The 26,823-nt window shown below is 69.9% G+C and carries 24 protein-coding genes; 11 read left to right on the top strand and 13 right to left on the bottom strand.

Going from position 1 to position 26,823, the window contains the following annotated elements; all coding sequences use genetic code 11:
- Positions 1 to 87: 87 nt before the first annotated feature.
- The gene (locus IE145_RS14215; RefSeq protein ID WP_189525410.1) at positions 88 to 849 is read left to right on the top strand and encodes an NUDIX hydrolase; all 762 of its coding nucleotides are present in this window, start codon (positions 88 to 90) and stop codon (positions 847 to 849) included.
- Positions 850 to 940: 91 nt separating this feature from the next.
- On the top strand, positions 941 to 2,146 hold the full coding sequence (locus IE145_RS14220; RefSeq protein ID WP_189525411.1) for a MarP family serine protease: 1,206 nt from the start codon (positions 941 to 943) through the stop codon (positions 2,144 to 2,146).
- Positions 2,147 to 2,428: 282 nt separating this feature from the next.
- On the opposite strand, the gene IE145_RS33385 is transcribed toward IE145_RS14220, so the two are convergent.
- From IE145_RS33385 to acs, 5 genes are all read right to left on the bottom strand, one after another.
- The gene (locus IE145_RS33385) at positions 2,429 to 2,632 is read right to left on the bottom strand and encodes a hypothetical protein (protein WP_075265043.1); all 204 of its coding nucleotides are present in this window, start codon (positions 2,630 to 2,632) and stop codon (positions 2,429 to 2,431) included.
- A 115-nt stretch (positions 2,633 to 2,747) separates the two neighbouring features.
- Complete coding sequence (locus IE145_RS14225) at positions 2,748 to 3,770, bottom strand: alpha/beta fold hydrolase (RefSeq protein WP_189525412.1); 1,023 nt, start codon at positions 3,768 to 3,770, stop codon at positions 2,748 to 2,750.
- Positions 3,767 to 4,306 (bottom strand): phage holin family protein, encoded by a 540-nt coding sequence (locus tag IE145_RS14230; RefSeq protein WP_189525413.1) that lies wholly within the window; start codon positions 4,304 to 4,306, stop codon positions 3,767 to 3,769. Before IE145_RS14230 ends, IE145_RS14225 begins: the two co-directional genes overlap by 4 nt.
- 40 nt (positions 4,307 to 4,346) lie before the next feature.
- Positions 4,347 to 5,771 (bottom strand): Na+/H+ antiporter NhaA, encoded by a 1,425-nt coding sequence (nhaA, locus tag IE145_RS14235; RefSeq protein ID WP_189525414.1) that lies wholly within the window; start codon positions 5,769 to 5,771, stop codon positions 4,347 to 4,349.
- A gap of 241 nt (positions 5,772 to 6,012) precedes the next feature.
- Complete coding sequence (acs, locus tag IE145_RS14240) at positions 6,013 to 8,013, bottom strand: acetate--CoA ligase (RefSeq protein ID WP_189525415.1); 2,001 nt, start codon at positions 8,011 to 8,013, stop codon at positions 6,013 to 6,015.
- Between the two features lie 382 nt (positions 8,014 to 8,395).
- Here acs and IE145_RS14245 point away from each other — a divergent pair, with 382 nt between their 5' ends.
- The gene (locus IE145_RS14245; RefSeq protein ID WP_189525465.1) at positions 8,396 to 9,742 is read left to right on the top strand and encodes a polysaccharide deacetylase family protein; all 1,347 of its coding nucleotides are present in this window, start codon (positions 8,396 to 8,398) and stop codon (positions 9,740 to 9,742) included.
- A 308-nt stretch (positions 9,743 to 10,050) separates the two neighbouring features.
- On the opposite strand, the gene IE145_RS14250 is transcribed toward IE145_RS14245, so the two are convergent.
- Positions 10,051 to 11,046 carry an ATP-binding protein gene (locus IE145_RS14250; RefSeq protein WP_189525416.1) on the bottom strand — a complete coding sequence of 332 codons (996 nt, stop codon included), beginning with the start codon at positions 11,044 to 11,046 and terminating at the stop codon, positions 10,051 to 10,053.
- A gap of 102 nt (positions 11,047 to 11,148) precedes the next feature.
- Between IE145_RS14250 and IE145_RS14255 the strand changes: the two genes are divergently transcribed.
- Positions 11,149 to 11,973 carry a Fic family protein gene (locus tag IE145_RS14255; protein ID WP_189525417.1) on the top strand — a complete coding sequence of 275 codons (825 nt, stop codon included), beginning with the start codon at positions 11,149 to 11,151 and terminating at the stop codon, positions 11,971 to 11,973.
- Between the two features lie 593 nt (positions 11,974 to 12,566).
- Here the strand turns inward: IE145_RS14255 and IE145_RS14260 are convergent.
- On the bottom strand, positions 12,567 to 13,412 hold the full coding sequence (locus IE145_RS14260) for an HAD family hydrolase (protein ID WP_189525418.1): 846 nt from the start codon (positions 13,410 to 13,412) through the stop codon (positions 12,567 to 12,569).
- Positions 13,413 to 13,913: 501 nt separating this feature from the next.
- Here IE145_RS14260 and ssd point away from each other — a divergent pair.
- The 5 genes from ssd (at position 13,914) to IE145_RS14285 (ending at position 19,765) form a co-directional block, all read left to right on the top strand.
- Complete coding sequence (ssd, locus tag IE145_RS14265; RefSeq protein ID WP_189525419.1) at positions 13,914 to 15,050, top strand: septum site-determining protein Ssd; 1,137 nt, start codon at positions 13,914 to 13,916, stop codon at positions 15,048 to 15,050.
- A complete protein-coding gene (locus tag IE145_RS14270) occupies positions 15,047 to 16,195 on the top strand; it encodes a TadA family conjugal transfer-associated ATPase (protein WP_189525420.1) in 1,149 nt (382 codons plus the stop codon). The genes ssd and IE145_RS14270 overlap by 4 nt, the downstream gene beginning before the upstream one ends.
- 5 nt (positions 16,196 to 16,200) lie before the next feature.
- Complete coding sequence (locus tag IE145_RS14275; RefSeq protein ID WP_189525421.1) at positions 16,201 to 17,154, top strand: type II secretion system F family protein; 954 nt, start codon at positions 16,201 to 16,203, stop codon at positions 17,152 to 17,154.
- A complete protein-coding gene (locus IE145_RS14280; protein ID WP_189525422.1) occupies positions 17,151 to 17,990 on the top strand; it encodes a type II secretion system F family protein in 840 nt (279 codons plus the stop codon). Before IE145_RS14275 ends, IE145_RS14280 begins: the two co-directional genes overlap by 4 nt.
- 500 nt (positions 17,991 to 18,490) lie before the next feature.
- A complete protein-coding gene (locus tag IE145_RS14285; RefSeq protein WP_189525423.1) occupies positions 18,491 to 19,765 on the top strand; it encodes a pPIWI-associating nuclease domain-containing protein in 1,275 nt (424 codons plus the stop codon).
- A 170-nt stretch (positions 19,766 to 19,935) separates the two neighbouring features.
- Here the strand turns inward: IE145_RS14285 and IE145_RS14290 are convergent, their stop codons facing one another.
- Positions 19,936 to 21,378, bottom strand: a complete 1,443-nt coding sequence (locus IE145_RS14290) for a hypothetical protein (RefSeq protein ID WP_189525424.1) — start codon at positions 21,376 to 21,378, stop codon at positions 19,936 to 19,938.
- Positions 21,379 to 21,706: 328 nt separating this feature from the next.
- Between IE145_RS14290 and IE145_RS14295 the strand changes: the two genes are divergently transcribed.
- Complete coding sequence (locus tag IE145_RS14295; protein ID WP_189525425.1) at positions 21,707 to 22,234, top strand: hypothetical protein; 528 nt, start codon at positions 21,707 to 21,709, stop codon at positions 22,232 to 22,234.
- A gap of 168 nt (positions 22,235 to 22,402) precedes the next feature.
- On the opposite strand, the gene IE145_RS14300 is transcribed toward IE145_RS14295, so the two are convergent.
- From IE145_RS14300 to IE145_RS14320, 5 genes are read right to left on the bottom strand one after another with little or no spacing between them, the layout of a single operon-like run.
- Entirely contained in the window at positions 22,403 to 23,014 is a 612-nt protein-coding gene (locus IE145_RS14300; protein ID WP_189525426.1) for an NUDIX hydrolase, read from the bottom strand.
- A gap of 5 nt (positions 23,015 to 23,019) precedes the next feature.
- Positions 23,020 to 24,141 carry an adenosylhomocysteinase gene (locus IE145_RS14305; RefSeq protein ID WP_189525427.1) on the bottom strand — a complete coding sequence of 374 codons (1,122 nt, stop codon included), beginning with the start codon at positions 24,139 to 24,141 and terminating at the stop codon, positions 23,020 to 23,022.
- Positions 24,142 to 24,193: 52 nt separating this feature from the next.
- A complete protein-coding gene (locus IE145_RS14310; protein WP_189525428.1) occupies positions 24,194 to 24,679 on the bottom strand; it encodes a hypothetical protein in 486 nt (161 codons plus the stop codon).
- A complete protein-coding gene (locus tag IE145_RS14315) occupies positions 24,673 to 25,113 on the bottom strand; it encodes an ATP-binding protein (protein WP_189525429.1) in 441 nt (146 codons plus the stop codon). Before IE145_RS14315 ends, IE145_RS14310 begins: the two co-directional genes overlap by 7 nt.
- Positions 25,114 to 25,120: 7 nt before the next feature.
- Positions 25,121 to 25,546, bottom strand: coding sequence for a hypothetical protein (locus IE145_RS14320; protein ID WP_189525430.1), 426 nt, complete (start codon positions 25,544 to 25,546; stop codon positions 25,121 to 25,123).
- A gap of 156 nt (positions 25,547 to 25,702) precedes the next feature.
- Between IE145_RS14320 and IE145_RS14325 the strand changes: the two genes are divergently transcribed.
- Positions 25,703 to 26,806, top strand: a complete 1,104-nt coding sequence (locus IE145_RS14325; RefSeq protein WP_189525431.1) for a helix-turn-helix domain-containing protein — start codon at positions 25,703 to 25,705, stop codon at positions 26,804 to 26,806.
- Positions 26,807 to 26,823 lie beyond the last annotated feature (17 nt).

Genomic DNA, 26,823 nt, shown 5'->3' on the forward strand with positions numbered 1-26,823 from the left:
CACCCTCAGGGCGGATTCCCTCCCCGGGGCGGAGCGGATCGGAACGAAATGGCCGACGACACGCGTTGTGAATCGACGGGGGTGCCTATGACGCACACGCACACACACAGCACGGCGCAGACCGGGAACGGCCCCGCCGAGAGCCCGTCGGGCCACGGCCCCGTCAGCCGTGTTCGCGGCATGGCCGTCGACGTCACCACCGACGGCCTGCCCGCCTGGCTCGACCCCGTCGCGAGCGCCGCGCGCAGTGTCCGGCCGCAGCAGCTCAGCCGCTTCCTGCCGCCCGAGAGCGGGGCGGGCCGGCAGTCCGCCGTCCTGGTCCTGTTCGGCGAGGGGGAACGCGGACCCGAGCTGCTGCTCATGGAGCGGGCCGGGACCCTGCGCTCCCACGCCGGGCAGCCGTCCTTCCCCGGGGGTGCGCTGGATCCCGAGGACGGCGACCAGACCACCACCGGGCCGCTGCGGGCGGCGCTGCGCGAGGCCGAGGAGGAGACCGGGCTCGACCCGCGGGGCGTGCAGCTCTTCGGCGTGCTGCCCCGGCTCTACATCCCGGTCAGCGGCTTCGTCGTGACGCCCGTGCTCGGCTGGTGGCGGGCGCCCAGCCCGGTCGGGGCCGTCGATCCGGCCGAGACGGCCCGGGTCTTCACGGTCCCCGTGGCGGATCTCACGGATCCCGAGAACCGGGCGACGGCCGTCCACCCGAGCGGGCACAGCGGCCCGGCATTCCTGGTCGAATCGGCCCTGGTCTGGGGTTTCACGGCCGGAGTGATCGACCGGATTGTGCACTACGCGGGATGGGAACGCCCCTGGGACAGGACCAGACAGGTGCCGCTCGACTGGCGCGCATGACACGCTGGCTGTTCTGCTGCGCTGCTCCGGGCCCGGCCCGGACCCCGTCACCACCGACGGGCCAGGTGACGAAACTGCGAGGCTACAGACGGTGAACGTGCTGGACATCCTGCTGCTGCTGGCTGCCGTATGGTTCGCGGTCATCGGCTATCGCCAGGGTTTCGTCGTCGGCATCCTGTCGGTGATCGGCTTCCTCGGGGGCGGCCTCGTCGCCGTCTATCTGCTGCCGGTCATCTGGGACCGGGTGACCGAGGACGCCGAGGTCTCCACGGCGGTCGCCATCGGCGCGGTCGTCGTCGTGATCATCTGTGCTTCGATCGGCCAGGCGTTCACCACCCACCTGGGCAACAAACTCCGCCGGTACATCACCTGGTCGCCCGCACGCGCCCTGGACGCCACCGGCGGCGCCCTGGTCAACGTGGTGGCCATGCTGCTGGTGGCCTGGATGATCGGCCTGCTGCTCGCGGGCACCTCGCTGCCGACCCTCGGCAAGGAGGTCCGCAACTCCTCGGTGCTGCTCGGGGTCGACCGGGTGATGCCGGACCAGGCGCCCACCTGGTTCCAGGACTTCTCCTCCGTCCTCGCGCAGAACGGCTTCCCGCAGGTCTTCAGCCCGTTCGCCAACGAGCCGATCACCGAGGTCAAGGCCCCGGACCCGGCCCTGGTGGGCAGCCCGGTGGCCGCCCGCGCCAAGAAGTCGATCGTCAAGGTCGTGGGTACGGCCCCGAGCTGCGGCAAGGTCCTCGAAGGGACCGGCTTCGTCTTCGCCGAGCGCCGGGTCATGACCAACGCCCACGTGGTCGGCGGCGTGGACGAGCCCACCGTCCAGATCGGCGGCGAGGGCCGGCTGTACGACGCGAAGGTCGTCCTCTACGACTGGCAGCGCGACATCGCCGTCCTGGACGTCCCCGACCTCCGGGCCAGGCCCCTGCAGTTCACCGGCCCGGACGACGACGCGGAGACCGGCAACAGCGCGATCGTCGCGGGCTTCCCCGAGAACGGCGCGTACGACGTCCGCTCGGCCCGTGTCCGCGCCCGGATCAACGCCGACGGCCCGGACATCTACCACCGGGGCACGGTGCGCCGCGATGTGTACTCGCTCTTCGCGACGGTGCGCCAGGGCAACTCGGGCGGCCCGCTGCTCACTCCGGACGGAAAGGTGTACGGAGTGGTGTTCGCCAAGTCGCTCGACGACCCGGACACCGGCTACGCGCTGACGGCGGACGAGATCCGCGAGGACATCGAGATCGGCCGCACCGCCGACCAGCAGGTCGACAGTCAGGGCTGCGCCCTCTAGGTCCTGTCGTCAAACTGCCGTCTGCCGCGCGACGCCCGGCACGCACGCTCGCGGCGTTGCCTGAATGCCCTGGTAGCTCCGCTACAAGACCATTCAGGCGCCTTGCGATCGCACGCACCGGACGCCGCGCGGCCGCCCTCCGGGCGACGACGGCAGTTTGACGACAGGACCTAGGCGTGCTGTTCGGGGAGGTTGGTGCCGCCGGACGCCGCAGCCGGGCGGCCCGCGCGTCCTTCCGTGCCCCGGGGAGCTCCACGAGCCCCCGGGGGCCTTTGGCGAGGGTCAGTTACGGGGGTGTCGGAGCCGTGCCGAGACCCAGCGGGCCCGACGGCGGAGGATGCGGGAAATCCCGAGACGGGAACGGCGAAGGTCATGCACGTGGTGCACCCGGCCCCGAGGGCCGCTCCCCTCATGAGTGCTCACACCGGTCGAGGCGGCGGAGCGGCGGTTGCGTGCTTCGTCAGTGAAGTCGTGCGTCCAGCCCATACCCCGACGTCTGCCCGTGACCCAAGGTCGGTAATCGTGCGCGCGTCAGCCAATTGGCCTATGCGGCAGGCAATTGGCTGTTCGTCCGACGCCTGTGCCCGGGCGGGTCGGTCGGCTACCGGTCCGGCTCGGGATCCTTGAGCCAGTTGATGAGTTCGGTGGAGAAGCCGATCGGGTCCTCCTCGTGCGGGAAGTGCCCGACACCGTCGAAAAGTCGCCACCGGTAGGGCGCCTCGACGTACTGGCCGGACCCGGCCGAACTGCGGGTGCGGACCGCCGGGTCGAGCGATCCGTGCAGGTGCAGCGTGGGGACCCGGACCGGGCGCTTCATCCGCCGGTTGAACTGGATCCCGTCGGGGCGCGCCATCGACCGCACCATCCAGCGGTACGGCTCGATCGAGCAGTGCGCGGTCGAGGGGATGCTCATGGCCCGCCGGTAGACGTCCAGGGTCTCCTCGTCGGGGAACTCCGGGGTGCGGGGGCCCGCCCAATCCTGGATGAGCTTGCCCACCAGGGCGGCGTCGTCCGCGAGGAGTTGACGCTCCGGCAGCCACGGGCGCTGGAAGCCCCAGACGTACGAACCGGCCCGCGACTGGGCGAAGTCGGACAGCATCGAGGAGCGCCAGCGGCGCGGGTGCGGCATCGAGGAGACGACGAGCCGGCGGACCAGCTTGGGCCGCATCACGGCGGCCGTCCAGGCGAGGTAGCCGCCGAGGTCGTGGCCGACCAGGGCCGCGTCGGGCTCACCGAGGGAGCGGATCACGCCGGTGACGTCCAGGGCCAGGTTGGCGGGGTCGTAACCGCGCGGCGTACGGTCGCTGCCGCCCACCCCGCGCAGGTCCATCGCGACCGCCCGGAAGCCCGCGTCGGCGAGCGCGGTCATCTGGTGGCGCCAGGTCCACCAGAACTGCGGGAAGCCGTGCAGCAGGAGCACGAGCGGCCCCTCGCCCAGCTCGGCGATGTGGAAGCGCGCACCGTTGGCCGCCACGTCGCGGTGGGTCCAGGGGCCGCCGATCCGCACCGGCGCCCCGGCCACGGCCCGGCCGGAGGAGGCCGCGGCCGGGGCGGACGGGGCCGCCGGGCCCTCCGGGTCCGCGGGACCCGTCGGACCGAATGCACTGGAATCGGAAACGGTCATGTGGACGAGCGTGCCACAGACCCGGCCTTCTCCTGGCCCGAGCCGCCCTCGACGCCCTTCTTCGCCAGCGAGCTGCCGGAGACGGCGGAGCGTTCGATGATCGCGGCGGCCTCGATCGACGGACGCGGGTGCGGCTTGGCCTTCTGCAGGACGGCGGCGGTCTGCTTGGCGGAGGCGATGGACTTCTCCGGCGGCTTGACCTTCTTGAACTTCCGGATGCCGAGGAACGCCAGCAGCCCGCCCAGGGCGATGAACGCCACGCCGACGATCAGGAACGACCAGGCGAGCCCGAGGCCCAGGTTGTGGATGCCGTATGCCGCGGCGAAGCTCAGCACCGGGATGGAGAAGAGCGCGAACACGCCCGCGGCGACGAACGCGATACTGCCGATCGCCCCGCGCCTGACGTCCTGGCGCACCTCCGCCTTGGCCAGGGCGATCTCGTCGTGCACCAGCGCGGACATCTCGGCCGTCGCCGAGGCGACCAGCTGTCCGATGCTGCGGTCCGTGCTGCCCGCGTAGTTGCCGGGGTCGCTCATCCCTGACTCCCTCTCCGTCTTCGACACATCCGATGTCAGATCATGCCGGACTGTTCGGCTTGTCGCTCGCTGCCCCCGCCCGCTCTTCGGCGATACGGCGGTGTTCGGCCGCCTTCCGCTCCAGGATGGCGGCCATCCGCAGGTGATATTCCGGATCATCCTGCTCGTAGACGTCCGGTACCCCGGATTCGTCCTCGTCCAGCTCCTCGGCCTCGTACAACTCCTTGTACTTGCGCACCCGGAGCTTGAGCAGCACGGCGGCGAACAGGGCCGCGGTCAGCGAACCGATCAGGACGGCGGCCTTGATCTCGTTGATCATCTCCGTGTCGCCCTCGAAGGCCAGCTCGCCGATGAGCAGCGAGACGGTGAACCCGATGCCGGCGAGGGAGGCGAGTGCCAGGACATCGGCCCAGGCCAGATCCTTGTTCAGCTCCGCCTTGGTGAAGCGGGCGGCGAGATAGGTGCCGCCGAAGATGCCGACGGTCTTGCCGACGACGAGACCGAGGACGACGCCGAGAGTCTCCGGCCGGGTGAAAACGCCTGCCAGCGACTCCCCGTTCAGCGCGACGCCGGCCGAGAACAGGGCGAAGAGCGGGACGGCGATCCCGGCCGACAGCGGGCGGACGAGATGCTCGATGTGCTCGCCGGGGGAGTGCTTCTCGCCCTCGCGTCGGGTGCAGCGCAGCATCAGGCCCATGGCGACACCGGCGATGGTCGCGTGGATGCCGCTGTTGTACATCAGGCCCCAGATGACCAGGGCGAGCGGAACGTAGATGTACCAGCCCCGGACGTCGAAACGCAGGAGGAGGTGGAAGACGACCAGGCCGAGGACGGCTCCGCCGAGGGCCAGGAAGTTCAGGTCCGAGGTGAAGAAGACCGCGATGATCAGGATCGCGAAGAGGTCGTCGACGACGGCCAGGGTGAGCAGGAAGGCACGCAGCGCGGACGGGAGCGAAGTACCGATCACCGCCAGTACGGCGAGCGCGAAGGCGATGTCGGTCGCTGTGGGGACCGCCCAGCCGTCGGTCGAGCCGCCGCCGACGACCACGGTGAGGAAGTAGACGAGAGCGGGCACCGCCATGCCGCACAGGGCCGCCACCACGGGGAGGGCCGCGGCCTTCGGATCGCGGAGCTCGCCCGCGACCAGTTCGCGCTTCAGCTCGACACCGGCGACGAAGAAGAAGACGGCCAGCAGCCCGTCCGCCGCCCAGTGCGCCACGGAGAGGTCCAGGCCCAGGGCTCCGGGACCGAAGTGGAAGCCGCTGACCTCCTTGTAGGAGCCGCCGAAGGTGTTGGCCCAGACGAGTGCGGCGACCGCCGCCACCAGCAGCAGCACCCCGCCGACCGTCTCGGTACGGAGGGCCTCCGCCACGTAGTTCCGCTCGGGGAGCGAGAGCCTGCCGAGCAGGGGGCGCTGGGGTGGTGTGGGGGTGGGCGGTGGGGTGTTCTGGGTGGGCGGTGCCACGGAAGAGACCTCCAGATCGGGACGGCGTGCGGGCATGATCGATCGACGTGCCGACCAGACTTCCCGGCGCCCCTGTGGAGATGTTCTCTGAAGTTGTCCGAATGTGTCGGTGAAGCGCCCAGCCTACCTGGGAGCGCGGGGAGTGATCGTACGAGGTGATCGTCGGTTTACATGCCCGATGGGCACCCGGCGCGTGGCCGGATGCCCATCGGTGTCGTACGCCGGAAAGGGGCTGGTGCCGTCAGTCCTCGTCGGACGAGGAGGACGGGAGCTGGGTGGTGATCAGGTCCATCACCGAGGAGTCGGTCAGCGTCGTGACGTCGCCCAGCTCGCGGTTCTCGGCGACATCGCGCAGCAGCCGGCGCATGATCTTGCCGGACCGGGTCTTCGGCAGCTCGGCGACCGGCAGCACCCGCTTCGGCTTGGCGATCGGGCCGAGCGTCGCTCCGACATGGTTGCGCAGGTCGGCGACCAGCTCGTCGGAGGCGGTCGCCGTACCGCGCAGGATCACGAACGCCACGATGGCCTGGCCGGTCGTCTCGTCGGCGGCGCCGACCACGGCGGCCTCGGCGACCGACGGGTGGGAGACGAGGGCGGATTCGACCTCGGTGGTCGAGATGTTGTGCCCGGAGACGAGCATGACGTCGTCGACCCGGCCGAGCAGCCAGACGTCGCCGTCCTCGTCCTTCTTCGCGCCGTCGCCCGCGAAGTACTTGCCCTCGAAGCGCGACCAGTAGGTGTCGATGAAGCGCTGGTCGTCGCCCCAGATGGTGCGGAGCATGGAGGGCCACGGCTCGGTGAGGACGAGGTAGCCGCCCCCGCCGTTCGGCACCTCATTGGCCTCGTCGTCCACGACGGTCGCGGCGATGCCCGGCAGCGCGCGCTGGGCGCTTCCCGGCTTCGTCTCCGTCACACCGGGCAGCGGCGAGATCATCATCGCGCCGGTCTCGGTCTGCCACCAGGTGTCCACGATGGGGCACTTGTCGGCGCCGATGTTCTTCCGGTACCACATCCACGCCTCGGGGTTGATCGGCTCACCGACCGAACCGAGGACGCGCAGCGAGGACAGGTCGAACTTGGCGGGGATGTCGTCGCCCCACTTCATGAACGTACGGATCGCCGTCGGGGCGGTGTAGAGGATCGTGACGCCGTACTTCTGCACGATCTCCCAGAACCGGCCCTGGTGCGGGGTGTCCGGGGTGCCCTCGTACATGACCTGGGTCGCGCCGTTGGCCAGCGGCCCGTAGACGATGTACGAGTGGCCGGTCACCCAGCCGATGTCGGCGGTGCACCAGTAGACGTCGCTGGAGGGCTTGAGGTCGAAGACGGCGTGGTGCGTGTACGACGCCTGGGTGAGGTAGCCGCCGGAGGTGTGCAGGATGCCCTTCGGCTTACCCGTGGTGCCCGAGGTGTAGAGGATGAAGAGCGGCTGCTCCGCGTCGAAGGCCTCGGGGGTGTGCTCGGCCGACTGCCGGGCGGTGATCTCGTGCCACCAGATGTCGCGGCCCTCGGTCCAGGCGGTGTCCTGGCCGGTACGGCGGACGACGAGGACGTGCTCGACGGTGTCGAAGCGCGATACGGCGTCGTCGACGGCGGGCTTCAGCGCGGAGGGCTTGCCGCGGCGGTAGCCGCCGTCGGCGGTGATGACGACTTTGGCGTCCGCGTCCTTGATACGGGCGGCGATGGCGTCGGCCGAGAAGCCGCCGAAGACCACGGAGTGCGCGGCGCCGATGCGGGCACAGGCCAGCATCGCGACGGCGGCCTCCGGGATCATCGGCAGATAGACGGCGACCCGGTCGCCCTTGCCGACGCCCAGCTCGGTGAGCGCGTTGGCGGCCCGGGAGACCTCGTCCTTCAGCTCCGCGTAGGTGATGGCCCGGCTGTCGCCCGGCTCGCCCTCGAAGTGGATGGCGACCCGGTCGCCGTTGCCGGCCTCGACGTGGCGGTCGACGCAGTTGTACGCGACGTTCAGCTTGCCGTCCGCGAACCACTTGGCGAAGGGCGGGTTGCTCCAGTCGAGGGTCTCGGTCGGCTCGGTGGCCCACGTCAGGCGGCGGGCCTGCTCGGCCCAGAAGCCCAGCCGGTCCGCCTCGGCCTGCTCGTACGCCTCTGCGGTGACGTTGGCGTTGGCGGCCAGCTCGGCAGGCGGAGCGAACTTCCGCTCTTCCCGAAGCAGGTTGGCCAGGCTCTCGTTGCTCACGACTTCTCCCAGTCCCAGGGTGTCCGTTGTGTCCCGGGGCATAGCTCATCAGGCGCGAGGCCGGGTGACAAGAGCCTTCCGGGAATTGGTTTAGACCTGTGTTCTCGTGTATGGGGCCATGATCCCGCTCCGCGTTCGAGAGCCGCCGAACGACGCGTGGCGCGCGACATTTCCAGCCATCCGAAACGGGGTCATCTGATGGCACGGAGCTTGGGTCCGGCCGGTTCAGGTCGGAGGCGTTCGGGCTATTTGATAACTCCTATTGGTGAATAAGAAGCTTTTCATTCGGTATGTCGCCCTTGTCTGTGCGGGATCGCGTGCGAATTTGGCCGCGCCGGCGTCAGTACTTCGACGCACTTCAGTGCTCTTTGACGCACTTTGATGCACTTCGACGCAAATGACCTGCAAGGAAGAGGGTGGGCGGATGATGGCCGCCACGAAGAGGATCGCCATGGGCGTCATGTCCACGGCCCTGGTCGCCGTTCTCGCGGGCTGTTCCGGCTCCGGATCCGGCAACGGAAGCGGAGCCGCGGGATCGGCGTCCGGGGGCGCGGAGGGCGTCGGGGAGAAGGGGGTCCACGGCGCCAAGGAGAATCCGCCGGCCAATGCCCCGAAGAACGCGGTCAAGCTCATCGGGGACGGGTCCACCGCCTTCACCGGCGTCCAGCCGAACATGCCGGCCGTCGAGCGCCTCGCTCCCGGCGAGAAGCCTCCCCAGTTCGTGGTGTTCTCCTGGGACGGTGCCGGAGAGGACAGCCAGAAGCTCTTCTCGCACTTCCGTGGCGTGGCCAAGAAGTACAACGCCAAGATGACGTACTTTCTGAGCGGTGTGTACCTGCTGCCGGAGGAGAAGAAGGACCTCTACAACCCGCCCCAGCACGCGCCGGGCCGCTCCGACATCGGCTTCAACGACACCGAGGGCATCCGCGACACCCTCACCGAGGTCCGTGCCGCCTGGAAGGACGGCAATGAGATCGGAACCCACTTCAACGGCCACTTCTGCGGCGCGGACGGCGGCGTCGGGACCTGGTCCGTCGATGAGTGGAAGAGCGAAATCAGCCAGGCGAAAGCATTCGTCAAGGGCTGGAAGACCAACGCTCCGGAGCTGAAGGGCGAGGCCCCGCTCCCCTTCGACTACGACAAGGAACTGATCGGCGCCCGCACTCCCTGCCTCGAAGGGAAGGAGAACATGGTCGCCGCCGCCCGGACCATGGGCTTCCGCTACGACTCCAGCGGCGTCGGCAACCAGGTCTGGCCCCGGAAGAAGGGCGGGGTCTGGGACATTCCGCTCCAGCTCGTCCCGATGCCCGGCCGCGCCTTCGAGACCCTCTCGATGGACTACAACTTCATGGTCAACCAGTCCGGCACGACCACCCAGGGGGACCCCTCCCAGCACGAGTTCTGGGGGAACCAGATGCGGGACGGGCTGCTCCAGGCCTTCGACCGCTCGTACAAGGGCAACCGGGCGCCCCTGATCATCGGCAACCACTTCGAGTCCTGGAACGGTGGCACCTACATGCGCGCCATCGAGGAGACCATGGCGAACGTGTGCACCAAGGAAGGTGTGCGCTGCGTGTCCTTCCGGCAGCTCGTCGACTGGCTGGACGCGCAGGACCCGAAGACGCTGGCCAAGCTCACGACGCTCGGCGTCGGCGAGGCGCCCAAGGCAGGCTGGTCGTCCTACCTCGGCAACCAGCCGGGCGCCGCGCAGTCTGCGGAGAAGCCCGCGGAGAAGTCCCCGGAGAAGCCCGCGGAGAAGCCCGCGGAGTAGTTGGCGGAGAAGACTGCGGAGTGGTCGGCGGGGGCCGAGGGGGTGAGCCTCGCCGCACCCCCGCACCCCCGCACTGCCGCACTGCCGCACCCCCGCACCCCCGCATCGTTCGCCGGCCGCCCGGGGTGGTCGGCGAACGACGTCCGGGGCGGCGTTCGGCAGCCGCTGCGGCCCGGTCCCGGCGTTCGGGAGCCGACGCTCGGGCCCGGCGTTCGGGAGCCGGCGTCCGGGCCCGGCGTCCGGGCCCGGCGTCCGGGCCCGGCGTTCGGGAGCCGACATTCCGCGGCGGCTCCCGCGTCCGTACCGCTTCAGGCGGGTGCTGCGACGCCCGCCCGGGCGTGCCGTTCGTCGAGCACGAAGGCCGGGTCGACCTGGGCAGCCAGGTCGGCGCCGGTCTTCTCGTTGCCCCAGCTCTCGGCGTTCTTCAGGTGGAAGTGCACCATCTGGCGCGTGTAGCGCTCCCAGTCGCGGAGTCCGTACGAGTCTTCGGCGGCGTCCTGCAGTGTCTGCAGGGCCATCCGGTTGTCGGCCTCCAGCAGCTCGAACCGCGACGGCCGCCCCTTCTCCATCGACCGGACCCAGTCGGAGTGACCGACCCCGATCAGCAGGTCGTCACCGACCTCCGCGCGCAGGTACTCCAGGTCGTCCTGGCTCTGCACCTTGTTCCCGACGACCTTCAGGGCGACGCCGAAGTCCCGTGCGTACTCCTTGTACTGGCGGTACACCGATACCCCCTTGCGGGTCGGCTCCGCGACCAGGAACGTCATGTCGAAGCGGGTGAACATGCCCGAGGCGAACGAGTCCGAGCCCGCCGTCATGTCGACCACGACGTACTCGTCCGGGCCGTCGACCAAGTGGTTGAGGCAGAGCTCCACCGCCCCCACCTTGGAGTGGTAGCAGGCGACTCCGAGGTCGGACTCCGTGAAGGGGCCCGTCGCCATCAGCCGAACGTCACCGTCGTCGAGCCGCACCGTACGCGCACAGGCATCGAAGATCGGGTTGTCCTCCCGGACCCGGAGCAGCCGGGAGCCCTCGCCGGGCGGAGTCGTCTTGATCATCGTCTCGGCGGAAGCGATACGGGGGTTGGTGCCCCGCAGATAGTCCTTGATGAGGGGGAGGTGGGCGCCCATGGCGGGCAGCGCGGCGGCTTCCGCGTCGCCCAGCCCGAGGGCGGCCCCCAGGTGCTGGTTGATATCGGCGTCCACGGCGATGACGTGGGCTTCGTTGGCGGCGAGGTGGCGGATGAAGAGCGAGGACAGCGTGGTCTTGCCGCTGCCGCCCTTCCCGACGAAAGCGATCTTCATGTTCACCTAGGGTAGTGGGTCGATTGCTTTGCGCAGTCACGGTTCGTGAAGATGGCCACTTGAGGGTGGTCCGGGAGGGGTGGGCGCGTAGCCTCGCTACTTATGAGTACGACTGCCTCAGACCCGCTTGCCGCGCTCGGTTCCCTTCCCGGCGTACCCGAAGCCGTGGACTCCGTGCGCAAGGCCGTCGACCGCGTCTACGGCCACCGCGTCATGCGGCGCCGCAGCAATGAGGTCACGGCCGAAGCCGCACTGCGAGGCTCTCGTGGTTCGGCCGCACTGGCCGGTGCCGACTGGAACCTCGAAGAGGTCCGCCGACGAACCGACTTCAGCGGAGAGGACGAGGCGCGCACCGTCGGTGCGGCGTTGCGACTCACCGCGGAGGCGGGGCAACTCCTTTCCATCTGGCGGCAGTCGCCGCTGCGGGTGCTGGCCAGGTTGCATCTGGTGGCGGCCGGCGGGGCAGCTCCCGACGACGCGGTGGGGCGTCCGCGCCTGGCGGGTGAAGCCGTCGACGAGCCGCTGATCGAGGCGCCGCTGCCCGGGGCCGATGAGGTCGCCGGACGGCTCGAAGGTCTCTCGCAGCTGGTCATCGCGGGCGGTAGTGCTCCCGCCCTGGTCACGGCGGCCGTGGTGCACGGTGAACTGCTGGCGCTGCGCCCGTTCGGTTCGCACAACGGTCTGGTGGCGCGAACGGCCGAGCGCATCGTGTTGATCGGCAGCGGGCTGGACCCGAAGTCGATCTGCCCGGCCGAGGTGGGTCACGCGGAACAGGGCCGGGCGGCCTACGTCGCGGCGTTCGAGGGCTACACGGCCGGCACCCCCGAGGGCATGGCCGCCTGGATCACCCACTGCGGGCGCTCGATCGAGCTGGGCGTACGCGAGTCGACCGCAGTGTGCGAGGCCCTCCAGCGCGGCGCCGCCTGAGGTTCCGGCGACGGCCGGTGCGAGAGGCCGCGTTCAAGGGCGATAGTCCGGGTGCAAGGGGGTGACCTGGGCCGAGGGTGATGGCTGGGGTGCAAGAGGGCGGCCTGAGCCGAGGGTGATGGCTGGGGCGCAATGGGGCGGCCGGGCGCAAAGGAGGCGGCCGGGCACTCAAGGGGGCGGCGGGTTCCAAGGGCGCGGCCGGGCCCAGGGTGATGATGTGCGGGCGGCTGGCCTGGAAGCGCTGGCCCGGTGCAAGGGTTGCGGCGGTACCGGAGTGCGGTACCGCCGCTGGCACGTCGGCCCAGTTACCAAGCGTCCTCGTAAGTTGCCCATCAGGTCGGGTACTTTGCCCGTCACCTGGTGCGGCTGGCCCGTATTCGACGGGTCGACGTCGCGTGGGTGCTCGGCTTTCGTGCGCGGTCCGTGGGGCCGTTCTGCGTACAACAGGTCATCCTCGCGGATGTCCTTGGTCTCGCGGGCCGTTATGTCCTTTGTACTCCAGGACCAGGGGAACGGAAACCCCTGGCCCCGCTTCTTTACTTTTAGGTTCAATCAAGGGCGAATCGGGCGGGTTCTGTCGATTGGGCCATGCTTCATCCGGGCAGGGCGGCGCCGACGGTGCGGCGGCGGCTGGCGTACCAGACCAGCCCGGCGGTGACGGCCGCCGCGCCGACTGCGGCCGCCGCCACGAGGGCGGGGCGCGGCGGCATCGAGAAGGCGGGCAGGCGCTGCTTGAGTCGGACCGGGCGGTTGAAGACGAGAATCGGCCACTCGCGAAGGGTCGCTTCGCGGCGCAGCGCGCGGTCGGGGTTGACCGCGTGCGGGTGGCCGACCGACTCCAGCATGGGTACGTCGGTCGCCGAGTCGCTGTAGGCGTAGCAGCGCGAAAGGTCGTACCCCTCCGAGACGGCGAGCGCCCTCACGGCCTCGGCCTTGGTGGGGCCGTAGGCGTAGTACTCGATCTCTCCCGTGAAGCAGCCGTCGTCGCCGACGACCATGCGCGTGGCGACGACCCGGTCGGCGCCGAGCAGTTCGCCGATGGGTTCGACGACTTCGGCACCGGAGGTCGAGACGATGACGACGTCGCGTCCCGCCGTGTGGTGTTCCTCGATGAGGGTGGCGGCCTCGTCGTAGATGATCGGGTCGATCAGGTCGTGCAGGGTCTCGGCGACGATCTCCTTGACCTGCTGGACGTTCCACCCCTTGCAGAGGGCGGAGAGGTATTCGCGCATCCGCTCCATCTGGTCGTGATCGGCGCCTCCGGCGAGGAACACGAACTGTGTGTACGCGGTGCGCAGTACGGCGCGGCGGTTGATCAGTCCGCCTTGGTAGAAGGACTTGCTGAAGGTCAGCGTCGAAGACTTCGCAATGACCGTCTTGTCCAGGTCAAAGAAGGCTGCTGTGCGCGGCGAGAAGCAGTTTTCCACAACGCTGAGCATAGGTGCCCACCATTCGGCGTAAACTCCGGCGCGTGGGTTTGCCTGAGAAGGGCCTCGGGTACACCATGGAAGTCACGGATCGTTCGCGACCGTGCTAACCCGGTCCGACTCCTCCCCCCCCGAGTCGGCCGTGGGGACGACCCCCGCTCTCCCCCCCGGCGGGGGTCGTCGCATGTCCGGACGCGTTTTAGGGGTGGAAACCACCTTATGTCTCCCGTCTGGCCGTCATCGGCCTGATCGTGTGAGCCGACCTTCGCGCGACTCGTCTCGTCACAGTGTGTAGCCAAGAGGCTGCGCTCCGGAAGTCGCTGGTATGGGTGACGAAGTTATTCACAACCCCGGGGTTGTCCACAGTTTTTCATCAAGATCCACATGTTTTTCCGTGGTGCTGCACGTTGATTCCACCCGCGAAGTCCGCGGGTGCCGGAATCGCGCATCTCGGAAACGCCCGAGAACACCGCGAACCGCACTGAAGGGGCAGTGAGAAGGGGGGCGGAGATCGTGGCTGGATCCCTCGCAGGAGAAGAGGCGGCGGCCGTCGGCGGGCGGCGCGGAGGCCCGCTGATCGTGACGGAGGACGTGGAACTGCTGGACGACCTGCTGCGGCTGTGCGCGGCGGCCGGTGCCGAGCCGGAGGTCCATCACGGGCCGCCCGGGCGTCGTGGCAGCTGGGAGCGGGCTCCGATGGTGCTGGTGGGCGACGACGCCGCCGCGCGATGCCGGGGCGCCGGCCGGAGGAAGGGGGTGATGCTGGTCGGCCGGGACCAGGACGACCCGGACGTCTGGCGCCGGGCGGTGGAGATCGGGGCCGAGTACGTGCTGCGGTTGCCCGATTCCGAGGGCTGGCTCGTCGATCAGATCGCCAACGCCGCGGAGGGTGTGGGGCGGCCCGCGCTCACCGTCGGCGTGCTGGGTGGCCGGGGCGGCTCCGGCGCATCGACGCTGGCCTGCGCCCTTGCCGTGAGTGCGGCGAGGTCCGGTCGGCGGACGATGCTGATCGACGCCGACCCGCTGGGAGGCGGCATCGACGTCCTGCTCGGCGGCGAACGGGCCGAGGGCCTGCGGTGGCCGGATTTCGCGCAGTTGAAGGGGCGGCTCGGGGGCGGAGCCCTTGAGGACTCGCTGCCCGCGCTCCACGGGCTGCGGGTGCTGAGCTGGGGACGCGACGACGAGGTGGTGATCCCGCCGCAGGCGATGCGGGCGGTGCTCGCCGCCGCGCGTCGGCTCGGCGGAGCGGTGGTCGTGGATCTTCCGCGCCGGGTCGACGAGGGAGTCGCCGAAGCCCTGGCCCAACTCGATCTCGGCCTGCTCGTGGTGCCGGGCGAACTGCGTGCGGTGGCGGCGGCCAAGCGCGTCGCGTCCACAGCCGGCATGGTGCTGGACGACCTGCGGGTGGTGCCCCGGGGCCCGTATGCGTCGGGGCTGGACGGGCGGTGGGTCTCCCGGGCCATCGGCCTTCCACTCGTCGGTGAACTCCCCTGGGAACCAGGTCTTCTGGACTCCCAGGACGACGGCACCCCGCCCGGCGGCAACGCCCGGAGCTCTCTGGCCCGGTTCTGCGCGGCCTTCTGGGACCAGGTGGCGGCAGCGGGAGACACGAGCCCCGTGGCCGGCCCGCCCGGAGGAGGAACGGCATGACGGACGAAATGCTCGACGCCGTACGTCAGCGGCTGGCACGCAGCGGTGCCGCTCCCACCCCGGCCGGAGTGGCCGCCGCCCTGCGGGCCCAAGGGCGGCTGCTGGGGGACGCCGAGGTGCTCGGAGCGGCGGAGGAACTGCGTGGTGAACTCGTCGGCACGGGAGTCCTGGAGCCGTTGCTCGCGGATCCGGAGGTGACCGATGTGCTGGTGTCCGCACCGGACCGGGTGTGGGTGGACAGGGGCGGCGGGCTCCAGCTGACGGGCGTCACCTTCCCGGACGCGGCGGCTGTCCGCAGGCTGGCCCAGCGTCTCGCGGCGGTGGCCGGCAGGCGGCTGGACGACGCACGGCCCTGGGTGGACGCACGACTGCCCGACGGCACACGGATGCACGCGGTGCTGCCCCCGGTGGCAGTCGCCTCGACCTGCCTCTCCCTGCGCGTGGTACGGCCGCGGGCTTTCTCGCTCGCGGAGTTGGTGGACGCGGGCACGGTGCCGCCGGGCGGCGACCGGATCCTGCGGGCCCTGGTGGAAGCCCGGATCTCCTATGTGATCAGCGGAGGCACCGGGGCGGGCAAGACGACGCTTCTCTCCAGCCTGCTGGGCGCGGTCGGAGTGCACGAGCGGATCGTGCTCGCCGAGGACTCCGCCGAACTGCGACCGGACCATCCGCATGTCGTCCGCCTGGAGTCCCGCCCGGCCAACCAGGAGGGCGCGGGCCGCGTGACCTTGCGCGATCTGGTGCGGCAGGCGCTGCGCATGCGGCCCGACCGGCTGGTGGTCGGCGAGGTGCGCGGAGCTGAAGTCACCGAGCTGCTGGCCGCTTTGAACACCGGACACGAAGGAGGATGTGGCACCGTTCACGCGAATGCCGCCGAGCACGTCCCCGCCCGGCTGGAGGCCCTGGGCACCGCGGCCGGCCTCGACCGGGTCGCCCTGCACAGCCAGTTGGCGGCCGCCCTCTCCGTCGTCGTCCATCTCGTACGGGATCGCGCGGGGCAGCGACGCGTCGCCGAGGTGCACGTCCTGGAACGGGATGCCGCGGGGCTCGTCTTCACGGTCCCGGCCCTGAGCTGGGGCGTCGGCGGTTTCGTTCCGGAGCGGGGCTGGGAACGGCTGCGGTCGCTGATCGGCGGTGCGCTGTGACGGCGATGGCGACGGTTGCTGCGACGACAGCGACTGCTACGACAGCGGTGACATCGGCGTATGCGGCCCACGCGGCGGCTCTCTGTGCGGGATCAGCGGTGTGGCTCGCGATGATGCGCGCCCCGGGCGCGCGGCGGGCGCGGGTGCTGTTCGTGGACGCGCCGCCCGAGCCGCGCCGGTCGTGGAGCTGGTGGTCGCGTCTGATCAAGGCCTGGGGACGCGTGATCGAGACGGCCAGAGAGCGTCGGGAGTGGTGGTGCGTCCCCGGCGCGGTCCTGCTCGCGGTGCTGGGGAGTTCGGTGCTGCTTCTGGTCGCGGGAGCCGTTGCGGTCCCTTTGGTACGCCGATGGCTGCGGAGGCGGGCCGGAGCGCGGGAGGCCGAGAGAGGAGCGATCGCGGTCGTGGCGCTGTGCGGAGCCGTGGTCGGGGAGTTACGGGCCGGTCGGGAGCCGGGGCAGGCGTTGTCGGTCGCGCTGCGAGAAGGCATCGCGGAGGAGGGGCCTGCGGCGACGACCGCTGCCGGCAGCAGGCTGGGGGAGGCGGAGGCCGCGGTGCTGGCGGCGGCACGGTTCGGCGGTGATGTGCCGGCCGCGCTGCGGCGGGCGGCGGAGGGCCCGGGGATGGGCGGCCTGTCCGGGATGGCCGCGTGCTGGCGGGTGGCCGTGGACGGCGGGGCGGGCCTGGCGGCCGGGCTGGAGCGTCTGGAGGCCGCGCTGCGGGAGGACCGGCGCAGAAGGGAAGAGTTGCGCGCCCAGCTGGCGGGGGCGTGGTCGACGGTCGTGGTCCTGGCGCTGCTCCCCGTCGCGGGTCTGGGGTTGGGTGCGGCCCTCGGCGCCGAGCCCTTGCGCGTACTGCTGCACACCCCGGGCGGTCTTGCCTGTCTGGCGGTGGGTTCGTTCCTGGAGGCGGCCGGGCTGTTCTGGGCCCGCCGGATCGTGCGGGGAGGCGAGGCGGTGTGAACGGGGTGGGCGGAGAAGTTCTCCACAGCCTGGGGATGGCGGCGGCGTTGGGGGCGGCGGCGCAGGTGGCGGCGGTGATCGCCGTCAGATATCGGAAGCGGGCGGTCCGTGGGCGGGGCGCGCAACTGCTGGGGATGGACGCGGCCTCCCGGTCCGGCTGGCGGGACCGGCTGATCGCGCGGCTCCGGTCGAGCGGTGATCCGGGCCGTTCCGAGGCCGTGCGGCGGTTGGCGGCTCCGGGTGGGGCCTGGCTGACCGGGTGGATCCTGGTCGGCGGTGTGCTGGGCTGCGCGGTCGGGGTTGCCGCGGCGTACGGGACGTGGCGGTGGCAGCGAACCCGCCCCCGTGGCCGCCCCGGTCACAGCCCTCCGGAGCACGCAGCGATCGCCGGGCAGCTTCCCCTGGCCGCGGATCTGCTGGCCGCCTGTGTCGCGGTCGGGGCCGGTCCCCGGGAGGCGGCCGAGGAGGTGGGCCGGTCCATCGGCGGCCCGGTCGGGGACCGGCTCGCCCGAACCGCCGTCGAGATCCGTCTCGGTGGCGAACCGGCCGAGGCGTGGGGCCGGTTCGGGGAGATACCGGGTGCGGGGCCGCTGGCCCGCTGTCTGTACCGGGCGGGCGCGACGGGGGCCCCGGCGGCGGATCCCATCGCCAGGCTGGCCGCGTCGATACGCGCCGAGCGAGCCGCCGCCGCGGTGTCGCGGGCGCAACGGGCCGGAGTGTTGATCACCGCGCCGGTCGGCCTCTGCTTCCTCCCCGCCTTCCTGGCGGTCGGGGTGGCGCCGGTGATCATCGGCCTGGCCGGCGACCTGCTCGCGACCGGCGGCCCGGGCCGGTGAGGCTGTGTGCGGTCCGTGGCCGACGGCTGCCGATGGGCGCTGACAGTTGCCGACGGATGCCGGTCGATCGTTCTTGTCGGTCATTCAATTTCGCTTTCAATCGAGGGTGTTCCGTTCGGGCACCCGCTCGTCATCAATGCTCATCGGGGGATGAAATGGGAACGAAGTTCTGGGACCGCGCCGTCGGTGCTCTGGGCCGGAGGCGGCCAATCAAGGGGGCGCCGGACCGGCGGGCGAAGTGGTCCGCGTGGTGGGCGGGTCGGCTCGAACGGTCCGACCGGGGGATGACCACCTCCGAGTACGCGGTGGGAACGAGGATTATCTAGGGGTGTCAAGTCTTTCCGCAGTTCATCGCCCACTAGATGGTTCAGTCACATGAGGCACGAGGACGCGAGCGAGAGTCCCGTGTGTCCGCATTTACGTCTAGTTGAGATTATGGTGGCCTTGCGGATCACGAGGAGTGCGACCGGCAGGTCCTGCAAGACGGAGGGTCGTCACTGATGGACATCGACGGTTCAGACGCCGAAAGCGGCGACGAGGCCAAGGGCGAGGACCAGCAGTCAGCCGAGGAGAAGCCCAGGGCTCGTCGGGGGACCGGTGCCGCGTTCTCCAGCGATGTCGAGAGGATTCTGCTGGGACCAGGCAGTCTGGCTTCGTCCTTCGCGAAGGCCCGTGAGTTCATCAATGTGGTGCATTCTGCTTTCGATTCAGCGCAGGGCGCCTGGGCGCAATCCGGCGCTGCGGAAGCGGCCGCGCGGCTAGATTCGGGGCTCCAGAGCGCGTTCCGCGGTCAGGGTGACGCTGCCGCTGCTGCCGCTGCGAGTATGCGGTTGATGGATCAGCTCACCCCACTGGACCGGGCCGTATCTGAGTTCGCTGTGACCTCACAGCTGGCTGAGCAGATGGCGGTGTCCAGTGCCCTCACCAGCTGGCGATCCGCGCTTGAGGCCAACAGCCGAATCGAGGCCAGGCTCCGAGGACTGCCAGTTCCCTCACCGCTGTTCTCCGATTTGGCGCAGATCAGCCGGACGCAGGTCGACCTAACCGACTGGGCGGTTCTCCGCGCTCCTGGCCGAGGGTTGCTCAGCGAGACGAGTGGCATGCCGGTGGCGGCGTGGCGGCACCTCGTCGCAGATGCCGTTGACGACGAGGACGAGCTTCCGACGGTGGTGGCGACCGGCCGTACGAATCTCTCGCTGTTGGGAACGGATCTGCTCACCTCGACGGATGCAGATCCTGGGCTGATTGCCGAGGGCGCGGACCGAGTCGAGTCTGAGATCGTCGAACCGTGGATGGCCGCTCGGCAGAAGGTCGTAGCCGACTTGTATGTGGTGCTCAGACGAATTGACCCCAAAATTCCAGAGCTGTTGAACGGTGCGTGGGACGACATCAACCGAAACGGGCCGGCGGCTGCGGAGAAGGCTGCCAACTGCGCCGTCGAGGCTCTGGACCGTGCGCTGCGGCATGCGGCCCCTGACGATGCTGTTCGCGCCTGGCATGCCGAGAACGGGCGGTCGGCCAAGGAGTGGGAGGGGCAGGACAGACCACCCCGTTCACTTCGAGTGCGGTATCTGTTCCGCGACCTCGCTGGGCCCCGCGACCTCGTCGTGAGTCAGGTTGATGCCTTCGCGAAGACCTTCGGGCGACTCCGCGGGCGTCTTGAGAGCGTCAAGCATGCTTCGCAAGGCGACTTGGTAGCGGTGCAGGCGCTGGTGATCAATGCGGAGACTCTCTTGATCACTCTGTTCCTGAGTACGGGTTTTCCAGATAGCTGACTATGCGCAGGCCCCTGGCTGCGGCTGCGCATGGTCAGCCAGGGCCTGCTGTTCAGCTGATGCCGTCCATCAGGGCGACGCGGTCCGTGTCGAGGAGGACCACGGAGATGCGGTGCCGCGCACTTGCCGGGCGGGGTTGGAGGTCGCCAGGCTGACGTGCCGCTGGCTCGTCAGTCTTCGAAGCGCTTGAGCTGGGCCTTGATTCCCGAGTCCTTCGCCAGCAGGTGGGGCTGGCCAGGGAAGCCCTGAACGGCCTCGAATAGTTCGCGATCGGTGCGGCCAGTCAGCTTGCTCCCGATCAGTCCGAGAAGCTCGGTCCACTTCTCCTGCGGGAGAGGCCATTGGAGCTTGCTGGCGATCACGGGGTCCGCGAATGCCCTCAGGGCCAGTGACGCTTGTTGCGGGTCGAACCTGGTGATCAGGTCGCGATAGACGGGGTCAGCGTTGACGGCGACGCCGTTGCCGTTGGTCAGGAAGACCTCGACGATGCCAAGAACGTACTTCCGGCTCAGGCCCTCCGGGACGTCGCCATGCTGTCCCACGAGTTCCTGGAGGCGACGGGCGATCGACGGCTCGTTGTAGAAGTTGTTCCAGTTGTTGTGGGCGTCGATCAGCTCGTCCAGGGCGGCGTCGATCTCCCAGGCCCTCTCCTCGGACGGGAGGTAGGTGGCGCCGTTGACCAGGTCGATGAGCTGTCGGGCGAGGTCCGCCTGTTCTTGGTCGCCGTTGGCTCGGAACCGGCCGAGTCGGAACCCGAAGTTGTATCGAGCCTCGTCCGAGACCTGGTTCCAGAGCTCGGGCCAGAGCCGGCGGATGTTGTCCAGGGTCTCCGGACCAGTGGTGAGGTCGGTGTAGCGGCCGAAGAATCCGGAGGCGAGCGGGTCGGCTTGGACCGGCGGGAGGTTCACGAAGAAGGAGCTGATCTCCTTGATCGCGCCGTCGTCGAGCCGCTTCTCCTTGACCTTGACGAGGAGCTTCTTGACCTGGGCGGTGATCTGGTCGTAGGGCAGCGTGATCGCGTGTTTGATGCAGGCCCCCAGCCAGTGGGCCAGCTGGAGACCGTCCAGCTGGACCTGGTTGGGATGGGCCGCGCTCGCCCAGTTCCGCATGTAGCGGATGAGGTCGAGTTCCTGGAAGCCGATGTCGCTGATCAGCCCGATCTCCCGGCAGCCGCTCAGCAGCTTCTGATCATCGAGCTTGGGGAGGTCGTCCTCGTCCTTGAGCTCCTTGCGCTTGTTGTCGGACTTCTCAGCGACTTCGTAGAAGTACTGGAGGTCGAAGTTCACGACACGCTTGCGAAGCTCGAGGACAGTCTCGTCCCAGAGGTAGTTCAGGGCTGCATCGAAGAGGCCGACAGATCCTGCGATGATCATCTTGGAGATGTAGTTGGCTTGCCCCCGCTTCTCGAAGGGGAGCTTGGCGAGCGCGAAGGCGGTGCTCTTCATTAGGACATGTCGCTCTCCCAGCTCGACCAGGATGCCGTCCGTCGGAAGGCCCGACTCCGCGATGATGCCGAGGACGAGATCCTCAAACGTCTGCAGTCCCTGAAGGGCCGTCTCACTCGCCTCAGCCACGACCTCACTGGCCGTCCGAGGCTCCAGGTGTCCAGTCACGATCACGAGCCTAGAGGAGGCGACCCGAACGCAGTGGCGGATTATCCGATGACTGGCTGTGGCTGTGCCGGAGGGGGATCGCCCCTGCTGGGGAGCGTCGGGACGGCCGGCTCGGGCGCCGCCGCGACAGGCTCGGGGCGATTCGCTGGCGGAGGGCGTCGTCCTTGATGAGGATCTCGCGCCAACCGTTCGGTGTCCGCTCGGCCCGGATTCGCGAGCCTTCCATGAGAATCGCCGGTATCCCGGTGGCAGCCACGCGGGTCAGCAACGTATGTCACCCTGGCAAAGCATCACAACACCACCAAAGTGACGCCAAGTTGGGGGCTCCATGAACGATTGGCTCAACCGCACGATCAGGGATGACCACCGAGCCAAGGGGGATCTCCGCGAGTACGTGTATGAGATTCCGGTTCCGGCTGAGTCTGCTGAGGGTGCGGAGCTCAGCGGAACTGCGCTGCTGAGGTTGACGGCCGAGCCGAGCCCGTCCTGGGGTGGCGTTCAGGCGAGCAATGGGTCCTCCAGCGGTCCGGAAACCAACTGGAAGTACATCTTGCGAACGCAGGTCCGGCGGGCCTCTGGCGGCGTCATCGTGGCCGAGCCGTTCGGCGGGGATCTGCCGTTCACGGTGACAGGCGTCGGCCCGTGGGAGGCAGAGCCTGAAGGCGGCTTCGATCCCGATGTCCTCGCAGCCCGCCTCCTCGCGTTCGTGAGCGACTGGCGTCGGCCGGAAGAACCACTCACCCCGGACCAGCGTGAGTGGTTTGGCTGGCTCGGCCCTGCGGTCGACACACTGCTGCCGACAGAGGAGGAAGCCGCCGTGGAGTGGATCCGTGCCCACCGGTCGGCTGATCAGTAGGCACCGGAAGCCCGCGCTCAAGTCGACTCCCCAGCGTTCCTGATAAGCCGGGAAGTCGCACCGTCGGCCGACACCCAAGTCTCCGGGTGTCGGCCGTTTCGCTGAAGGCGCCGTTCATCGGTTGGCCGGAAGCGTCCTCGTTCTCCGGCTCTCGGTTCTGTCAGTCCCTCACTCGCCCGCGATGGGCCAGGGTTCCGCGAGGGGGAGCTGGCCGTTCATAGCGGCGTCGCTGTCGGCGTCGAGGAGGACTGCGGCGATGAGGTGCCGCAGGGTCGGGTCGGTGACCTCGTCGATATCGCGCCAGGCGGCGTCGGAGACCTCTTCGGTCTGGAGTTCGCCGATGTCGGCGGTGGTGCGGAAGAGGAAGCGGAAGTCGAAGTGGTGGTGGGCGGGCTCGTCCTTGGCGGGGTTGGCGTCGATGGGGTGGACGTCGATGTGGAGGGGGGTCTGGCTGTGCGGGGTGACGACGTGGGGCGGGATGCCGGTCTCCTCGGTGAGCTCGCGGCCGGCGGCCTGGAGAAGGGTGCCGTCAGAGGCTTCAAGGTGGCCGCCCGGCAGCAGCCACTTGCCGGTGGCGTTGTGAAGAATGTGCAGGATGCGGCTGTCGGGGCCGATGAGGATCGCGCCGGCGGTGACGTGTCCGGGCAGCGTCTTGCGGCTGGTGAGGTCGGCGCCGTCGTCCAGGAGACCGAGGACGACGCCGAGCTCGGTCTTGGCCTCGGGGTGCTGGTCGAGGTAGCCGGCGAGGGTGGTGCGGATGTGGTCTGCCGTGATGGCCATGGTGATCACCTGTTGAAGTAGTTGAGCCAGGTCGCCGCGATGGCGGCGCGGTCGGCCGCGGGGACCTCGTGGATGCCGGGGGCGAGGTCTTCGCGGGTGAGCATCCTGATCGCGGCGAGGATCTCGGCCTGGACCAGGAAGATGAACGGCCCAACGCTGGCGCCGTGGATGAAGTTGACGGCGTTGCCGCCGTTCGCCAGATAGAAGTAGTGGCCGGTGGTCTGGTAGCGAGTGACGTGGTCACCGACACTGGTGCGGGTGTAGACGTCGGGCAGTCCGCCGAGGTCGAGTTCGTCCTCGCTGCTGGTGACGGTGGCGATGTAGGTGCCGTTGCGGAGGTGGGCGAAGTCCTCGCTCCGCAGGGAGACCGCTCCGGTCGCGCAGAGGACGAGGCCGGCGCCGGCCAGGGCGGCCTCGCGGTCGCGGGCGACGTTGAAGCCCTGGGAGAGGGCCTGGGTGCGGCGGACGGGGTCGATGTCGAAGACGGTGACGTGGACGCCCTTGGCGTGCAGGAGTCGGGCGATGGAGGAGCCGAGCTTGCCGAAGCCGATCACGAGGGCGGGTCGGCCGTGGAGGATGTCGCCGCGTCCGCGCATCACGGCCTCGGTGGAGAAGACGACGGACTGGCCGACGAGGAAGTCTTCGGGGTCCTTGAGCGGGGACCGGGCGACCGAGACGACGGGGCAGGGCAGTTTGTCGAGCTCCTCGTAGCGGCGGTGACCGTTCTCGGTGTCCTCGATCACCCCGGCGAGCCGTCCGGTGAAGCGGCTGTGGACCATCTCGAGGGTGGGGGCGAAGTAGCCGCCGACGTCCAGCAGGCAGGTCGTCTCCCCGGCGGCCCGGGACTCGAGGTAGGCCAGGGCGGTGTCGGGGTCGGCGAACAGCTCGCGGGTGAGGGTGTCGACGACCGTGGTGTGCTCGACCTCGCGCCGGGCGGCGCCGTCGATGGACTTCGGCTTGGGCAGCACCGCCTTCAGCGCGGTCATCGCCCCGACAGCGCGGACGAAGGAGGGCCGCTCGGGCAGCAGGTGCGTGACGAGGAAGGCGGCGGTCTTCTCGTCGGGGGCGAAGTCGGTGGCGATCTTGGTGAAGTAGGCGTCCAGCCTGGCGCGCTCGAAGATTTCCATGGCGATGTCCCTCTCCGGTGATGAGTCGGGCGGTGCATGGGGGCTGGGTGGTTCAGGCGGTGCGGGAGGTGCGACGGGCGAAGCCGAACAGCAGTCGGCCGCGGGCGAGGGCGGCGTCGAGGTAGGCGTCGACGCGGGGTGCGTCGGCCCACTGGGCGAGCGGGTCGAGCCCGAGGACCAGGGCGGCCCTGCCGTTGTCGTGGACGAGTCGGGTCCACTGCGGATGGGCGGGCAGTTTCAGGCCCCAGCGGGCGCCGGGGAACCTCAGCAGGACGTGTGAGCCGACGGTCGCCAGGGTTCCGAGGGTCTCGGGGGCCGGGTCCTCGGCCCGGGCGAGACCGCCGAGGGTCTCGGCGAGGTGCCGCATGCGGGCCTCGATCGCGGCGGGGGTGTCGTGGCTGGTGCGGCCGAGGCGGTGGGCCAGCAGGAGGTGGGCGACCTGCTGTCCGTCGGCGGCGGTGCCGGGCCAGGTCCAGGCGCCCAGCGAGGCCAGCAGCCCGGTGTCCGGGCCGGTTGCGGGGGCGGTGCAGGTCAGCACGTCTGGGCCTCTTCAACGGCCCGGACGGTCGTGGCCGACGGGGTGGTGGGGAAGTGGGACCAGACGATCTTTCCGAACGGCCGGCGGGGATCGATGCCCCAGCGGGCGGCGAGGGCGGTGACGATCACCAGGCCCCGGCCGGTCTCGTCCGCCGCCGGGTCCGGGAAGGCGGGCCCGGTCAGGGGCTGGTGCAAGTCGCGGCTGTCGTGGACTTCCAGGCGGATCCCGCCGTCGTCGGGCTCCAGACGGACGAGGAAGCCGTGCTCGGCGTCGCTGCCGTGGGCGAGCGCGTTGGTGGCGAGTTCCGAGACGACCAGGCGGATGTCGCCGGTTTCGTCCAGGCCCCAGGCCCTCAGGGTCCGGGTGGTGAAGTCACGTGCCGCTTTGACCGACTCGGGCCGGTGGTCGAAGAACCTCTGCGTCGCTTCAGGCATGGGGGCCTCACGTGTCGTGGTCCAAGGCGGGGGCGGGACTGCGGCGGCGGGCTCGTTCGGGCCTGGCCCCGGCGGGGCCGGAGGTGTCCGAGCGGGGGCCGCGGACCAGCAGCAGCCGGGCGCCGGAGGTGGTGATCCGGGCTTGGCGGGGGGCGGCTATCGCCTTCGGCCCGAGGTGCGAGAGGGCGGGCAGGACGACGCCGTAGGTGCCGTGCAGTTCCAGGACGTCCAGCAGGCCGGTGAACGCGGCCGACCGCTCGGTGCCGGCCGCCCGTTCGGTGAAGACCCCGTGCAGGGCGAGCTCGTGCCGGCGGCAGTACTCGGCCAGAGCGTCGTGCAGAGCGTCCTGACGGGCCCGGGAGACCCGCACCAGCCTCAGGAAGCCATAGACGACCGGGCCGCTGACGCCGCGATGCTCGGTGAGGGGCTCCATCGTTCGCAACCATCCAAAGGTCCGGTAACTGATGTCACTGGTCAGCCTGGCCCCGCCCCAACCACCGGGGAATGACCGCCTGTTGCACTTCCGTGGCACTTGCGTCTCCCCACCCGGCCCGACCGTGCTTCGATGACGGCGGGAAGGGAGCGACGTGTGGCGACCGTGCACCACTGGACCGGGCTGGAGGCCAAGGCACTCCGGCTCGCGCTGCGGCTGAGCGTCCGCGCGTTCGCCGAACACCTCGGTGTCGGCGTGCGGACCGTCTCCAAGTGGGAGAAGCTCCAGGCGTTAACCGAGCCCCGCCCGGACACCCAGGCGATCCTCGACACGGCCCTGGCCCGCGCGGACGCCGCCGCCCATCTGCGGTTCGAGACGTTCCTGTCCGAGGCCGGACGCCCCGGGACGGAGGCCCCGGGCCGGCGGGTGACGCCCGCTGGGCCGCTGGCCTGGGAGTACGAGTCGTGGACCGACGACCTCGACCGGGCCGTGGTCGCCCTGGCAAGGCAGGACTTCACCTTCGCCGAGAGCCTCATCAGCCGGTGGACCAGCCGTTTCACCCCACTGCGGCTCGATGACAGGGGCCTGTATCTCTTCGCCCGCTCGACCGCCCTCCTCGGCGACCTCCAGCGCGACCAGGGCAGCGTGGTCGGACCCTTGTCCGCCCAGCGTTCCTATGTCACCGCCAAGTCGCTGTTCACCCAGCTCGACATCCCCCGCCGCATCGCTCAGCTCGACCTGTCCCTCGCCGTGGTCGCCGAGATGTCCGGGAAGCTGGAGACCGCCGCCCGCCAGTACGAGCACCTCGCGGTCGACGACCGGCTCTCCCGCCGGGACCGGGCCCGGTCCCGGCTGTGGGTGGGGACCGCGCTGAGCAAGGACGGCCAGCACGACTATGCGACCCGCGTGATGCTGGCCGCGACCCGCGACTTCGAGGACCTCGCCGAACCGGAAGACTGGTCGGTGGCCCACCAGAAAATCGCCCTGGCCCACCGCGGCGCCGGCGACCTCTCCTCCGCCCTGCACTTCATTACCGTCGCCCGCGGCACCGCCACCACCGACGCCCCCATGCAGAAGGTCCGTCTGGACACCGCCCACGGACACATCCTGCTGAGCGACCCCGCGACCCGCGATGATGGCCTTCACGTCCTCGACAAGGCCGCGACCATGGCCGCCCGTTTCGGGCTGTCCCACCAGCTGGCCAGCATCGAGAACATCAAGGCCATGAGCACGGGGCCGTCCGGCCCCGCCAGCCGGTGACCAGGGAGACAACAAGC

Origin of the sequence: Streptomyces sindenensis, assembly GCF_014649035.1 — a bacterium.
Classification (GTDB): Bacteria; Actinomycetota; Actinomycetes; order Streptomycetales; family Streptomycetaceae; genus Streptomyces; species Streptomyces sindenensis.